At 63.5% G+C, this 14,033-nt stretch carries 14 protein-coding genes; 9 read left to right on the top strand and 5 right to left on the bottom strand.

From position 1 onward, the window contains the following. Positions 1 to 58: 58 nt before the first annotated feature. Positions 59 to 928: an archaetidylserine decarboxylase gene (gene asd / locus CS1BSM3_RS02325; protein ID WP_072385707.1), complete on the bottom strand. Its 870-nt coding sequence runs from the start codon at positions 926 to 928 to the stop codon at positions 59 to 61. A gap of 50 nt (positions 929 to 978) precedes the next feature. Here asd and CS1BSM3_RS02320 point away from each other — a divergent pair, with 50 nt between their 5' ends. Next, positions 979 to 2,646, top strand: coding sequence for an aminotransferase class III-fold pyridoxal phosphate-dependent enzyme (locus CS1BSM3_RS02320; protein WP_244540404.1), 1,668 nt, complete (start codon positions 979 to 981; stop codon positions 2,644 to 2,646). A gap of 58 nt (positions 2,647 to 2,704) precedes the next feature. On the opposite strand, the gene CS1BSM3_RS02315 is transcribed toward CS1BSM3_RS02320, so the two are convergent. From CS1BSM3_RS02315 to CS1BSM3_RS02305, 3 genes are read right to left on the bottom strand one after another with little or no spacing between them, the layout of a single operon-like run. Further along, positions 2,705 to 3,316, bottom strand: a complete 612-nt coding sequence (locus CS1BSM3_RS02315) for a hypothetical protein (RefSeq protein ID WP_072385362.1) — start codon at positions 3,314 to 3,316, stop codon at positions 2,705 to 2,707. A gap of 59 nt (positions 3,317 to 3,375) precedes the next feature. Continuing rightward, positions 3,376 to 4,062: a class I SAM-dependent methyltransferase gene (locus CS1BSM3_RS02310; RefSeq protein ID WP_072385361.1), complete on the bottom strand. Its 687-nt coding sequence runs from the start codon at positions 4,060 to 4,062 to the stop codon at positions 3,376 to 3,378. A 48-nt stretch (positions 4,063 to 4,110) separates the two neighbouring features. Continuing rightward, positions 4,111 to 5,172 (bottom strand): glycosyltransferase family 4 protein, encoded by a 1,062-nt coding sequence (locus CS1BSM3_RS02305; protein ID WP_072385360.1) that lies wholly within the window; start codon positions 5,170 to 5,172, stop codon positions 4,111 to 4,113. Positions 5,173 to 5,418: 246 nt separating this feature from the next. Here CS1BSM3_RS02305 and CS1BSM3_RS02300 point away from each other — a divergent pair, with 246 nt between their 5' ends. After that, positions 5,419 to 6,033: a DapH/DapD/GlmU-related protein gene (locus tag CS1BSM3_RS02300; RefSeq protein ID WP_072385359.1), complete on the top strand. Its 615-nt coding sequence runs from the start codon at positions 5,419 to 5,421 to the stop codon at positions 6,031 to 6,033. A 210-nt stretch (positions 6,034 to 6,243) separates the two neighbouring features. Here the strand turns inward: CS1BSM3_RS02300 and CS1BSM3_RS02295 are convergent, their stop codons facing one another. Further along, positions 6,244 to 6,513 (bottom strand): hypothetical protein, encoded by a 270-nt coding sequence (locus CS1BSM3_RS02295; RefSeq protein WP_072385358.1) that lies wholly within the window; start codon positions 6,511 to 6,513, stop codon positions 6,244 to 6,246. 344 nt (positions 6,514 to 6,857) lie between these two features. Here CS1BSM3_RS02295 and CS1BSM3_RS02290 point away from each other — a divergent pair, with 344 nt between their 5' ends. The 7 genes from CS1BSM3_RS02290 to CS1BSM3_RS02260 all read left to right on the top strand — a co-directional run bounded on the left by CS1BSM3_RS02290 (position 6,858) and on the right by CS1BSM3_RS02260 (position 13,830). Continuing rightward, positions 6,858 to 7,547 carry a GntR family transcriptional regulator gene (locus tag CS1BSM3_RS02290; RefSeq protein WP_072385357.1) on the top strand — a complete coding sequence of 230 codons (690 nt, stop codon included), beginning with the start codon at positions 6,858 to 6,860 and terminating at the stop codon, positions 7,545 to 7,547. Between the two features lie 187 nt (positions 7,548 to 7,734). Continuing rightward, positions 7,735 to 8,493, top strand: coding sequence for an enoyl-CoA hydratase/isomerase family protein (locus tag CS1BSM3_RS02285; protein ID WP_072385356.1), 759 nt, complete (start codon positions 7,735 to 7,737; stop codon positions 8,491 to 8,493). 82 nt (positions 8,494 to 8,575) lie between these two features. Further along, positions 8,576 to 9,781, top strand: coding sequence for a CaiB/BaiF CoA transferase family protein (locus CS1BSM3_RS02280; protein WP_072385355.1), 1,206 nt, complete (start codon positions 8,576 to 8,578; stop codon positions 9,779 to 9,781). Beyond that, the gene (locus CS1BSM3_RS02275) at positions 9,778 to 10,713 is read left to right on the top strand and encodes a VOC family protein (RefSeq protein WP_083528169.1); all 936 of its coding nucleotides are present in this window, start codon (positions 9,778 to 9,780) and stop codon (positions 10,711 to 10,713) included. The genes CS1BSM3_RS02280 and CS1BSM3_RS02275 overlap by 4 nt, the downstream gene beginning before the upstream one ends. A gap of 202 nt (positions 10,714 to 10,915) precedes the next feature. Further along, positions 10,916 to 11,935 (top strand): TRAP transporter substrate-binding protein DctP, encoded by a 1,020-nt coding sequence (dctP, locus tag CS1BSM3_RS02270; protein ID WP_072385353.1) that lies wholly within the window; start codon positions 10,916 to 10,918, stop codon positions 11,933 to 11,935. A gap of 66 nt (positions 11,936 to 12,001) precedes the next feature. Next, positions 12,002 to 12,499, top strand: a complete 498-nt coding sequence (locus CS1BSM3_RS02265; protein WP_072385352.1) for a TRAP transporter small permease — start codon at positions 12,002 to 12,004, stop codon at positions 12,497 to 12,499. Continuing rightward, entirely contained in the window at positions 12,496 to 13,830 is a 1,335-nt protein-coding gene (locus CS1BSM3_RS02260) for a TRAP transporter large permease (protein ID WP_072385351.1), read from the top strand. The genes CS1BSM3_RS02265 and CS1BSM3_RS02260 overlap by 4 nt, the downstream gene beginning before the upstream one ends. Positions 13,831 to 14,033 lie beyond the last annotated feature (203 nt).

Raw genomic sequence — 14,033 nt, 5'->3', positions numbered from 1 at the left:
GCCCGTGCTCTTAGATGGCGCACTTAAAGCTTTTGTGACACCGCGCACAGCGGTCAATTTACGAGGGTAGAAGCATCAGCGGCTCGCCCATGCGAACGGTGTTTCCGTCGACGATCGAGGGGGCGAGCTGGAACCCCGGCGGCGCGAGAACGATGATCGTCGAGCCGTGCTCGAACCATCCCATTTCCTCGCCTTTTGCGAGGTGGACATCGCAGTCGCGCACCCAGGGCGCGGCGTGTTGGCGGTCCGTCGGCATATCCATGAAGCGGAGTTTCAAGCCAGCGACGAGAATGGCAGCAACGGGAACAAGCGCGATCCGGTGTCCCGATGCGTCGAGACTTAGGCGCAGAACGGCGCGCTCGTTGCGGCAGAAAACGCGGTTCTGCCGCTTGAGCGTCGGCGGATTCACATTCCAGGTGTCGCCGGCGATGTGATGGACCTGCTCGACGCGGCAGTCGTGCGGCGCGTGGAAGCGATGGTACATGCTCGCCGTCAGGCGCAGGGTGACGTACATGCCGTTGCGGTAGGCAGCGACGAGATCCGGGTCTCGAACGAGCTCCTCGAGTGCATAGGTCGAGCCCTTGACCTGCAACATGACGCCGTCGACAACCCGGCCGTTCGCGCCGACGATGGCGTCGCATGGGCTGGTGAGGATGTCAGGGCGCGGATCGATGGGGCGCGCCCCATCCTTGAGCTCGCGGATGAAGCAGTCGTGCAGACTGCGGAATTTCGTCTTCCGGGCCTCGCTGAGATCGAGGTCGGAAAACTGGCGCCAGAGTGCGATGGAGAGATCGCGCACGAGGGGCTGCTCGATTTTGGCCAGCCAGCCGACGAATCGCGTGAGAGATCGCCGCGGAATCCTGTTCGTGAGGAGGTAGTTCAGACCGTCGTTATCGGTGAGGCGCGCCAGTAGCGTGCGCATTGTCATCATCCTGTATTCGTCTTGAGATTCGGTCGGCTGTCATGGAACTGAGTCTTATGACCCTGGCGCTTGGCGGCATCGGTGCCGCCGCGCTCACCTCCGCGGCAGCCAAGGCCAAAACGCGTCTCGAGCTGTCCCGTGCCAAGCACCCGTCGCTGACCGGGCATGTTCGCATGTCGCGGCGCGTCGCCTCGCTTATTCCGCACTATGAGTTCGGCGACGAGCGCTTTTTCGACAGCGACGATGCACCGGCGGACGTCGCCGCGCGACGGCGGCAGGCCTTCCACGGGCTCGCGGAGGATTATAAGGCGCGCTATCCCCGCACTATCGCGCTCAAGGCGGAGGTCAAGGGCGCGCTGTCCGACATGCAGTTCACCGATACCTATCGGGTGCCTTTTCCGTTCAGCCGGATGGTGCGTGAGCATCTCGGCGCGGGGCCCTTTCTCGAGGCATCGAGCGGCGTGACGCTCACCGATGTCGACGGCAATCTTTACTATGACCTCGCCGGATCCTACGGCGTGAACGTCTTCGGCTACGACTTCTACAAGCAGTGCCTGGAGGAAGGGGCCGCGCGCGTCGGCGCGCTCGGACCGGTCCTCGGCCTCTATCATCCGGTCATTGCCGAGAACATCGCGCGCATCAAGGAGATCTCGGGCCTGGACGAGGTGTCCTTCCACATGTCGGGCACCGAGGCGGTCATGCAGGCCGTGCGCCTCGCCCGCTATCATACGGGCCGCTCGCATCTCGTGCGCTTCAGCGGCGCCTATCATGGCTGGTGGGGCGATGTGCAGCCGGGTGTCGGCAACCCCGAGCGGGCGCGATCCACCTACACGCTGGCCGAGATGTCGGAAGCAACGCTCAAGGTGCTGCGCCGTCGTCGCGATATCGCCTGCGTGCTGGTCAATCCCATTCAGGCCATGCATCCGAATGCGAGCCCGCCCGGCGACTCGGCGTTGATCGACAGCGGGCGCGCGGCTCATTTCGATCGTGCCGCCTATACGCAATGGCTGCACAAGGTGCGCGAGGTCTGCACGGAGCGCGGCATCGTATTCATCCTCGACGACATCTTCCTCGGCTTCCGGCTCGCGCCGGGCGGCTCCCAGGAGTATTTCGGCGTCCGCGCGGATATGGTCACGTACGGAAAGACGCTCGGCGGTGGGCTTCCGGTCGGCGTTCTGACGGGGCGCCGCGATCTCATGAAGCGCTACCGCGACGATCGTCCCGGCGACATCTGCCTCGCGCGCGGGACATTCAACGCGCACCCCCAGGTGATGGGGGCGATGAATGCATTCCTGCGCCGCTTCTCTGCGCCGCAGACGCAGGCGATCTACAAGGATCTCGACGCGGCTTGGACCGACCGCGCGAATGCCCTCAACGCGCGCCTCGCGGCGGCCGGCGTGCCCTTGGCCGTCGCCAACATGTCGACCATCTGGACGGTGCTCTACACGCGGCCGTCGCGCTACAACTGGATGTTCCAGTATTACCTGCGCAAGCATGGCCTGGCTTTGAGCTGGGTCGGGAGCGGCCGTCTCATCTTCAGCCTGAACTATTCGGCGCAGGACTTCGCAGCGGTCGCCGACCAGTTCGTGGCTGCCGCCGAGGAGATGGCGCGTGATGGATGGTGGTGGCAGGACGCAAATGCCGCACCGATGAACATCAAGCGGCGCGTGCTTCGCGAGATGTGGCAGCTCGGGATCCTGAAGCGGAAAACCGTCACTGCCTGAGATCGCCTCCCTCTGCCCGTGTGGACAGAGGGAGGAAACAGCGCGCAATCACCTACAATCAGTGCGGGCGATGTGAAGCGATCTCGGGATCAATGAGCTCGCCGCGCATGAGCGCCAGCGGCGCCTTGTGGTAGATCATGATGTCGTGGAAGGGGTCCGTGAGGATCTTCGTGACCCACACGACGCCGGCCTTCACATCCTGGATGAAGAAAAGCTGCACCATCCGGAAGAGCACGCCGGCAACGCCGAGCGCGAGCCAGATCGTGCCGACATGGCGCGCAAAGCCGACCCAGCCCTCGTACGGCGCGAGCAGGCCGCCGACCGTCGGATCGAGAATGACGACCAGCGGCAGGAAGGCCCAGATCCCCATCAGGATGACCTTGCGGAAGAGATTGTAGCCGACCTTGACCTCTTCTTTGTGCTCGTGGGTGACCTGATTGGCGTGGTCGTAGCCCTTGGGCTCGAAGAAGAAGTGGCCGCTCTGGCGCGTCAGCATGCCAATGATCCAGGCGATCAGTGCCGCCATCGGCGGATCGTAGAAGAGCATGCCGTACGCAACCAGGAAGCTGATCGCGCTGATGAAGTGCAGTGACTGATTGATGCGGCTGTGATGATAGAAGCGGTGGTCATCCCACCTCTGCTCCCGCAGTGTCTCCATGAAGCCGGCCATGGCCAAGATCCTCCATTTGCTGTGAACGGACGTGAGAACGCTATAATGCGACTGCGTACCTATGCGGCTGTGACGAGCTCACGCTTCGTGCGCGAACCGGCGGCCGTTTTGCGAAAGCGCAGGAGCGCGAAATGTCCGAGCGGCGGCAGCGGCCGGCGACCGGCAAGCTCGACGCTGCCGTTCTCGCTCATCCAGTTCTCGAAGCGCGCCCAGGGAAAGTCCGAACGCCAGCCGAGGCGCTCGACGACGGGCTCCAGCAGCTTTTCGACCTTGAGCCGCGCCCCGCTTTCGGCGCCGACCCGGTTCACGACGATGAGCTCACCGCCGGGCCTCAGCACGCGCATGAACTCGTCGAGGGCAGCCTCGGGATCGGGCACGGTGTTGACGACGTACTGTGCGGTGACGACGTCGAAGGAGGCGGTCTCGTACTGGAGATCCTGCACATCCATGATGGCCAGCTCTTCGACATTCGTCATGCGAAGGTCTGCCACGCGCTGGCGGGCGACCTCAAGCATTGCGCCGGAGATGTCGACGCCGACGATCCTGCAGCGGTTCGAGTAGTACGGGAGCGAGATGCCAGTGCCGACGCCGACTTCCAGAACGCGGCCGCCGACCTCTTCGCAGGCTGCGATGGCGGCTTTGCGCGCCTTCTCGAAGACGGTGCCAAAGACGAGGTCATAGACCGGCGCCCAACGGTCATAGGTCTTGACCACACCTTCTCGGTCCATGGGTCGGGTCATCGGCATTTACTCCAAGGTCGCTGGTTCGTGAGGATCTTCGCGGGAAACGCGGGCTTAGCGCCCGCCAACTTCGGCACGCATGCCGGAGGTCTTTACGAGCTGTGCACGCTCGGCTGTCACGTGGACGGGTTTCAGGTTCGTGAGAAACTGGGCGGCACTTCGCGACCAGGAAAATCCGATCGCGTGCTCGCGGCAGGCCGTGCGTGAAACCGCCAGGGCATCGAGGCAGGCCTGGCGGAGATCGTCGCTGAGCGCGCCGACCGGGGCATCGCCGATAACGTCTTGCGGGCCGGTCACCGGGAATGCGGCAACGGGCACGCCTGATGAGAGCGCCTCGAGCTGCGCAATGCCGAATGTGTCCGTCAGGCTCGGGAAGACGAAGACGTCGGCAGCGGCAAGATATGAAGCGAGTGTCTCGCCGCTCATGGCGCCGAGGAAGTGGGCCTCGGGGTAGCGCGCGCGCAGCTCCGCCTCTTGCGGACCATGGCCGATGACGACCTTGCTTCCCGGCAGATCAAGCGAGAGGAAGGCGTCGAGGTTTTTCTCGACGGCGATGCGCCCGACATTCATGAAAATCGGGCGTGGCAGATCAAGCCTTATGGCGCGCGCCGGATGGAACAGGGCCGTATCGACGCCGCGCGACCACATGCAGAGATTGGCGAAGCCGCGCGCCTCGAGCTCGGACCTGAGTGAGGGCGTCGAGACCATCGTTGCCGAGGCGGCCGAATGGAAGCGGCGCATCACCGCGTAGCCCCAGGAGACCGGGACCGGAACGCGCGCCGAAATATACTCGGCAAATCGCGTCGTGAAGCTTGTAGTGAAGGGAATGCCGCGGCGGAGGCAATAGCGGCGCACGGCAAGACCGATCGGCCCCTCGGTCGCAACATGTACGGCATCGGGCGCCGCGCGCGAGATCCTGCGGGCGATCTCGCGTCCGCTCGGAATGGCGCAGCGCAGGCCCGGATAGGTGGGAACGGCAACCGACGGGAAGCCCTCGGGGGTCAGGAACTCGACGACAACGCCCCGCTCCGTGAGGCTGCGTCGCAGCGCCTCGAGCGTGCGCACTACTCCGTTGATCTGCGGATGCCAGGCGTCCGTGGCTATGAGCACGATCATGTTCGACCTCGTCGATCGCCTGCAGAGGAACTGCTTCGTGCAGCGCGCAGACCGAGCGCATAGCGGCTTCACATCGCAGTCATATGACAGTTTCAGCCGTCTCCGCGGCGGCGGCTCTTTTCGTGCACCGGATCGCTTCTGGAGAGCACAAAGCGTTCATGGAACTGTCATGCGGCGCTGTTAGGCGGAGGCCGAATGCAGCGTTCGACCGTGCGTGGACTCTTCTTAAAATCGTGACGAGGTGTCATGAAGAAGCTCGGCCTTGCGCCTTTCATCGACGCTTCTGCAACTGTTCGTGACAGCAAGCTCGGCCGCTATACCGAAGTCGGTGCACGGACCTCGCTGGTCGAGTCGACGCTCGGCGACTACAGCTACGTCGTGAATGACGGCGACATCATCTACACGACGATTGGAAAATTCTGCTCGATCGCGGCGATGGTGCGGATCAATCCTGGCAACCATCCCATGTGGCGGGCCTCTCAGAGCCACTTCACATACCGTGCCAGCGCCTATTTCGAGGGAGCGGAGGACGAAGCGGAGTTCTTCGACTGGCGGCGCGAGCATCCCGTGACGATCGGGCATGACGTGTGGATCGGCCATGGCGCGATCATCCTGCCGGGGCGCACCGTCGGTGATGGTGCGGTGATCGCCGCGGGGGCGGTCGTCACGAAGGATGTGCCTTCCTACAGCATTGTCGCCGGGGTTCCGGCGCGAATCATGCGGCCGCGCTTCGAGACGGCCATTTCAGCACGCCTCCAGAAACTCAAATGGTGGGACTGGAGCCACGAGCAGCTCCATGGCGCGCTGGAAGATTTTCGCCAGCTTTCGGTCGAGGCCTTTCTCGCGAAGTACGGCGGATAAGGCCCCGTGTGGCGGGGGGAGGTCCCGCCAGCCAAATCCCAGGCTCGACGCTCAGATTGTCGCCGCTTCTCGCTCATTGTTTGCGGGCCGTGAGTTGCCCTCTCTTCCTTCTCGGCAAGCGCAGAGACAGCCGCACCCAGTCCCGAGCGGCCGCGAGGCCCTCGCTGGCTTATCGATCGATCTCAAGCGATCTGGGACTGAACCTCAGCCTCAGCCGACGTGCGCCCAGTACGGATGTCCGCAGAAGGATCGCGTGCAGCGCGCATCGAGGTCGTTGAAGTCGCCCTCGAAGGACGAGCAGATCGGGCCTCCAGTCGTCGAGGGGCACCTCCGACAGCTCGCGCTGAAATCAGAGCCCGGCCCAGCGGCGTCAACCGCAGCCCGCAGCTCCTGATAGGCGCTGTCTGTCTTGTCTGCCAGTGACTTGAGATCGGCGCGCTGCTTGTCAGTGAGCGAATGCCCGCTCTTCTTGTCGGCCATGACCAATTCCTTTCTTCAGCAATAAAATGTGCAGTCTCAAACAGGCCGCGAATCACTCGATCGATTGTGAATGACTGGATGCGAGGGGGTCGCGGGAAGTCTCAGCTTATTTCAGATGCTTTCTCTGCGCCGCAGAGTGACGACAACTTATCCGAGGACTGGGTAATTGCGGCGAGGCTGGCGCTGGCCCAAGGCATCACATCTGCTTGTTCGAAGCCTGACAGCGCCGGTTCGGCCGTCGCGGAGTTTGTGTGCTTCGCACGTGAAATAGTATACAATCTTGGTTCGATACCTTAGCTGCAGAGAGACTAAGGCACCGCAGCGAATTGGCCCCGAGGCCTATCATGAGTTCACGAGAGAAGCCCATTTCTCGCGCCCGCACCTCGATTTCCGACATCGTCGTCGCCATCGAAAACGACATTGTGAGCGGTGCTTTTACGCCGGATCAGCGCCTGGATGAGCGTCAGCTCAGCCTGCGCTTCGGCGTTTCCCGCACGCCCATCCGCGAAGCCTTGAGCCGGATGGCGGCATCCGGCCTCGTGGTGACGCGGCCCAATCAAGGCGTATTCGTCGCGCGCCTGACACTGGCCCAGTATCTCCAGCAGTTCGAAGTCATGTCGGGACTCGAAGCGATGGCCGCGGAGTTGTGCGCACGCCGCGCCGCGCCGACGGAGAAGGCCGAGATCGTGGAGATCCATCGGAAGGCTGCCGATGCCGTTTCCGCCTCCGATATGGGCGCCTACGTCAAATGCAATCTCGAATTCCACAATGCCATCTACAAGGGCTCTCAGAACGAGTTTCTGGAGCGTGAGGTGAAGTCGATCCGGCTGCGGCTCGAGCCATATCGACGCTCCATATTCGGCCTGAACGGGCGGCTCGAGGAATCCCACAAGGAGCATTCGCTCATCGTGGAGAGCATCCTCGCGAGGGAGGAGGTCGCCGCGAGAAACCTGATGCTTCTTCATCTCAACATGCATCGGCCGAGCTTCGCCGATTATCTCATGCACCTGACGAAGGTGCTGCCTCCCGCCTGAGCGACTGGAGCCATCCCGCAGGGCGTCGCCTTCGGCGTGGCCTCGTCACGGCAGCAGAAGTTGTCTCTTGCGGCACCGCCAGCGTCGTAATACGATCCAACAAAGATTGTATGCAATATAGCAGGCGCTGGGGACCGAGCGGGGCGATGAGGCACGCTCTTCTGCCGCGCAGCAGGGGGGATACGCCATGACTTCAGGCGATCAGAAGGAGCAAGGCCAACCCGATGTCCGCTTCGAGCGGCGCGGATCGGTCGTCGTGCTGGTGATCGACCGCCCTTACGCGGCAAATGCCTTCGGACCCAAGGCCGTCGCCGAATTCCGAACCCACCTCGAGGCGGTTCGCCAGGATCGGACGATCAGCGGCCTCATCGTGACCGGTGCCGGCGACCGGCATTTCTGCAGCGGCGGCGATGTTAAAGCCTATTCCGTGTTCGCCTCGCCGGCAGAGCTCAATCCGGTTTTCGACGATGCGCGGGAGGTTCTGAACGAGCTCGATCTGCTGGATGTGCCGACGGTGGCCGCCATCAATGGCGTCGCCATTGGCGGCGGCTTCGAGCTCGCGCTCGCCTGTGATTTCCGGGTTGCCCATCTTTCGGCCAACCTTTCGCTCCCGCAAGTCCGCATGGGCATCCTACCGGGATGGTTCGCGACCGAGCGTCTTCTCAGCATCTGCGGCCGCGCGAATGCCAAGCGCTTTGCCCTGAGCGGCGCCCGCATAAGCGCCGAGGAGGCCCATCGTTTGGGTGTCGTCGATGAGCTGACAAGCGGCGACGTCGTCGAAAGGGCCGTCGAATTCCTCACGCAGTTCGAAGGCGCGAACCGCCGTGGCGTTGCCGCCTTCAAACGCGTCGTGCGCGAGCTCGCCGACAACGGCCGCGAAGCCGCACAGCACCTGGAGCGCGATGTCTTTGCGGAGCTTTGGTTTCATCCCGAGCGCAAACGCTGAGAGGTGCGCGCGGCATCGGGCGCCAACAAAAGAACTCAAGTGCTGCAGACCGGCGTGCAGCCATCACACGGAGGATCTCCCCTTGCCCCTGCCTCTTCAAGGCTTGCGCGTTCTGGACCTGTCGCGCGCGCTTGCCGGTCCTTACTGCACCATGATCCTCGCGGACCTCGGCGCCGACGTGGTGAAGGTCGAGCCGTCGCCCAAGGGTGAGATGATTCGCTCCTGGGGGCCGTTCGCCGACGGCATCAGCGTCTATTACCTGAGCGTCCATCGCAACAAGCGCAGTCTTGTGCTCGACTTCCGCAAGCCCGAAGGCATCGCTCTGATCGCGGAGCTGGCGGCCAAGTCCGACATCCTCGTCGAGAACTTCAAGCCCGGCACCATGGAGGACATGGGCCTCGGCTATGACACGCTCAAACAGACGAACCCGCGTCTGATCTACGCAAACATCACCGGCTTTGGCCGCGATGGACCTTACGGAGATTGGCCCGGCGTCGATCAGATCGCGCAAGGCATGTCCGGCTTCATGAGCATAACCGGTACGCAGGAGAGCGGACCGGTGCGCGTCGGCCTCCCGGTCGGCGATGTGTGTGCCGGAATGTGGACGGCGCTCGGCATCCAGGCCGCGGTCATCGAGCGCATGGCGTCCGGCAAAGGGCAGCGCGTTGAGACGTCGCTGCTTGCCGGCCTCGTCGGCATGCTCAACGTGCAGGGCCAGCGCCAGCTCACGCTCGGCGACACGCCGAAGCGCATCGGCAACGACCATCCGGTGATCTGTCCGTACGGCGCTTTCGAAGCCAAGGACGGGCCCTTCAACATGGCCGCGCTGACCGACGACATGTGGCGCAAGCTCTGCGCGTTGACGGGGCTCGACGAGCTCGCAACGAACCCGGAATTCAAGGACAACACCGCGCGTATGCGCAATCGCGACGAGATCAAGCGGCGGCTCAACGCCGTGTTTGCTTCGCGCACGCGTCTCGAATGGACGAAGGATCTCGTGAAGCTCGGTCTGCCAGCCGGTCCGATCTACGACATGGCCGACGTCTTCGAGGACGCCCAGGTCAAGCACTGGGGCATGGTCGAGACCGTGGCGCATCCCAAGCTCGGCGACATCAAGCTCATGTCGAACCCGCTGCGGCTCGACAGCATCGGCAAGGAGACCGTTCGCACGGCGCCGCCTCTGCTCGGCGAGCACACGGCCGCCGTGCTCCGGGACTTCGGTTTCAATGACGCCCAGGTCGACGACCTGATCGGAAAAAGCATCGTACAGACAGGGGAAGCGCAATGAGTTTGGGACGTGATCTCGCCTATGTGGCGCTGGTGGTGAGCGATACGGACACGACCGCGCAGGTGCTCGGCCGCGAACTCGGGCTCAAGCGCAATGATCTCGACGATGGCACGGGGCAGCGCCTGCCGGTCTTCGCGATCGGCGAGAGCGCGCTTGCGCTCTTTCCGCAGGGACATCCGGGCGTCGGCGGCGAAACGCGGCCCGGCGTCCATCATATTGCACTCGGTATCGATCACATCGACGATGGTCTTGCCGTGGCCGAAAAGGCCGGCGTGTCGGCCTTTGGAAAACCCGAGACAGGCCTCGGCGGTCGCCGCCGTGTCGCGCTCTCACCTGATCAGACCGCCGGCATCAAGACGTGGCTCACCGAGCGTGTTTCCATCGACCGCGCGAAAGCACCGCTCATCGAACGGCTCGACCATCTGGGCATCGCCAGTGCCGATAATCAGACCGGTATTGCCGCGTGGTCACATCGGCTCGGTTGTCCGATCGAAAGCCAGCAGACGGACATGGAGGTGATGATCCCGGTCGAGAGCTTCACCTCCGACAAGCACGGCGTGGTATATCACTCGCGGGCTCCGATCCCGGTTGGCGGCCTGCGCGTTGCCTTCATCACGGTCGGGGACACCGATCTCGAGTTCCTGCAGAACTTCAATCCGCAGCAGAGGGGCGTAGTCGACCACGGCAGCGCGGGCACGACGCGGCAGGATCAGGGGGCGATCGCGAAGTTTGTCGCGTCGCGCGGGCCCGGCCTCCATCACGTTGCCATGAAGACGCCCGATATCAACGCCGTTCTTCGCGGCCTCGATGCTGCAGGCGTTCCCGTTATCGACAAGAAGGGTCGGCCGGGCTCTCGTGCGGGTCTTATCGGGTTCGTTCATCCTAAGGGGACAGGAGGGGTGCTATTCCACTTCGATGAGCGGCCCGGCTAACCGGGCGCGGAGCGGCTCGCTGGACAGCGGTCTTCGATGATCGCCGGCCACGAATTCATGATGCGGCTGCATTGAGCGGGATATTGGTCTTCCGTTGTGGGCGTTGACTCTTGTCGGTCAGCTCACGAGGGTGGCGCCGGACCTGCAGCCAAGACGGTGACGGCTGGGCCATCGCGCCCGCAGATCAGGAGAGGAAACCTATATGAAGCTTCTTACGCGTCGTGCAGCTCTCTCGGCGGCCGCAGTGGCCGCCAGCTCGCTGCTGATTGCCGGGCCTGCGTCGACGCAGACTGTCGAGATGCGGGCCTCCCATCAGTGGAAGCAGGGTACGGACGCCCGCGATCGCGCGCTGCGCATCCTGGTCGACGAGGCCGTGAAGCGCTCCCCCGACTTGAAGGTTCGCATCTATCCGGGCCTTTCGCTGAACATCAAGACGGTTGCGCAGTACGACGCGCTGCAGTCGGGCAGCCTCGACATGTCGGTCTATCCGCTCGTCTACGCGACTGGAAAGGTTCCAGAGTATTCGATCACCATTCTGCCGGGCACGGTCGGCAACCTCGCCGAAGCTGCGAAGCTCAAGAAGTCCGCGTTCCGCGACAAGCTCCAGGCCATCGCCAACAAGGACGGCGTGCACATCCTGACGTGGTGGTGGACGCCCGGCGGCTTCGCTTCGAAGACGCGGGAAATTGCCGCGCCGGAGACGGTGAAGGGCCTCTCGATGCGCGCCGCGGACCCGATCTACGAGGTTATGCTCAAGAGCGTCGGTGCATCGATCCAGAGCATGCCCTCCTCCGAGGTCTACAGCGCCATGCAGTCCGGCGTGCTGGATTCGCTGCTGACGTCGGCCGAGACGTTCGTCTCCATGCGGCTCTATGAGCAGGCGAAGAACATTACGATCGGTGGCGACTACACCATGTTCATGCTGCTCCAGCCCGTGCTCGTCTCCAAGAAGACTTGGGACAAGCTGACGCCGGCTCAGAAGGCGGCATTGGAGGCCGGCGCCGCGGCCAGCGAAAAGTTCTTCGACGGCGTCCAGGACGAAGCCGTCAAGGCAGCCGAAGAGGCCTTCAAGAAGGCCGGCGCAAAAGTCCGCCCGCTCACGAAGGCGGAATATGACGAGTGGGTCGCGCTTGCAAAGAAGACATCGTGGCCGGAATTCGAGAATAAGAGCGCCGATGCGAAAGAGCTGCTGAAGCTCCTGCTCACCGATCTCGGTCGCTGAACTCATTAGCTCGGGCCGCGCACGTCGCGGCCCGATGCCTAGATCTTCTCGGGGAAGCATCAATCCATGCAGGGATTTGTGAGAGCCGCCGACCGGCTCGCGGTCACTTGTGCCGTCTTGGCGGGCGCGCTGCTAACGACCGCGGCGCTGCTCATAACTTGGCTCGTGATTTGGCGCTCCCTCGGCAACTCGGCGTACTGGGAACTCGAAGCGGCCATCTACATGATGGTCGCGGCGTGCTTTCTCGGCTCGCCATACTGCCTCATGACCAAGGGACATGTCGGCGTCGATCTCCTGACGACGTATCTGCCGAGCGCATGGGCACGTCGGTTTCACCTGTTCGTCGTGTGGCTTGGCCTTGCCGTCTGTCTCTACCTCGCATGGAAGGGATGGCTGCTCACTCATGAGACCTTCGTGAAGATGGAACGCACCGGCTCGATCTGGAATCCGCTCAAGTGGCCGCTCTACGCGACAATGCCGGTCGGCATGCTGCTGACGGCGCTGCAGTACGTCGCCGAACTCTTTAGGACCACAAACACGAACGCGTCGGTTGGCCATCAATGACAGAGACACAGATCGGCGGGGTGCTCCTCGTTACCACCCTTCTCGTCCTCTTCTCTGGCGTTCCGATCGCCTGGGGCCTGACCGTCGTTGCGATCGCCTTCCTCTTGATCTTCGAGGGTTTCGGAAGCCTCGATGCCGTCGCGCTGATCATGCTCGACGAGCTTGCATCTTTCGCGCTCCTGACGATCCCGCTCTTCGTGCTGCTCGGCGCGAGCATCGGCGCCACGGCGGCCGGGCGCGACATCTACGAGAGCTTCTACAGGCTCTTGTATCGCGTCCCTGGCGGCCTGGTGATCGCGAACATCTTCGCCTGCGGCGTGTTCTCCGCAATCTGCGGCTCGTCTCCAGCAACGGCGGCCGCCATCGGCAAGGTCGGCGTGCCCGAGATGCTGCGCCGCGGCGTGTCGCGCGAATTGGCGACCGGCTCGGTCTGCGCAGGCGGCACACTCGGGATCCTCATCCCGCCATCGGTGACGCTCATCCTCTATGGTCTTGCGACCGAGACGTCGATCGGCCGACTCTTCCTCGCCGGTGTCATACCGGGCATCCTGCTCGTATTGCTCTTCGCAGCCTATGCCTGGCTGGCGTCGATCCTGGAGAACCGCGAGCGTGCCTCGACGTCGGCCGTTCCGCTCCCCGACGTTCATTTTACGACCGGCGAGAAGATCGCCGGCCTCGCCAAGGCCGGTCCTTTCCTGCTCATTCTGATCGCCGTCGGCTTCTTCATGTATGGGGGCTTTGCGACACCGTCCGAAGTGGCGGCGATCGCCGCGGTGCTCGGGCTCGGGCTCGTCATCGTGATTTACAACACGTGGCGCGCCCGCGACCTGTGGCGCATCTACAGCGACACGGTTCGGGAATCGACGATGATCCTCATGATCATCGCGGCGGCCGCGCTCTACTCGTACATGCTCTCGCGGCTCTACATCACGCAGACCGCGGCAGAGGCGCTCGTCTCCCTGCATATGAACCGTTGGGTTCTGATGGCGGCGATCAACGTCTTCCTCCTGGTCGCAGGTTGCTTCCTGCCGCCCGTCGCCATCATCCTGATGTGCATGCCGGTCCTGACGCCGGTGCTGGAGGCGAACAATTTCGACCTGATCTGGTTCGCCATCATCATGACGGTCAACCTGGAGATCGGTCTCATCACGCCGCCGGTCGGGCTCAATCTGTTCGTGCTGCGCGGTGTCGCGCCGGATATTCCGATCGGCGTCATCCTGCGCGGATCGATGCCGTTCGTGATCATCATGCTCCTGTTCATGGTGCTGATGTCGGTATTCCCGGAGATCGTGACCTGGTTGCCCGATAAGGTCATGGGCCCCGGGCGCTAGCCAACCATTGCGATCTCGTGGAGCTGCTAGCGGCGTCCGTTGAGGGCTGACCTCACGGCGCCGCTGTGCTTCGGCGAGGCTGTCGGTGCCGAGGGCTTCCAGGCGCTGCCTTGCCCGCGTGCCTCTTTGTGGCGGCGTCCCGGCCTGCGGTCCCGGGGAAGCCGCAGCGCGCGCCGCCAGATCAATCGGGGCAGCGTCCGGTG

This window comes from Hyphomicrobium sp. CS1BSMeth3, from assembly GCF_900117415.1.
Classification (GTDB): domain Bacteria; phylum Pseudomonadota; class Alphaproteobacteria; order Rhizobiales; family Hyphomicrobiaceae.
Note: the sequence above shows the minus strand (reverse complement) of the source record. Positions and strands in the feature narration are given on the sequence as shown.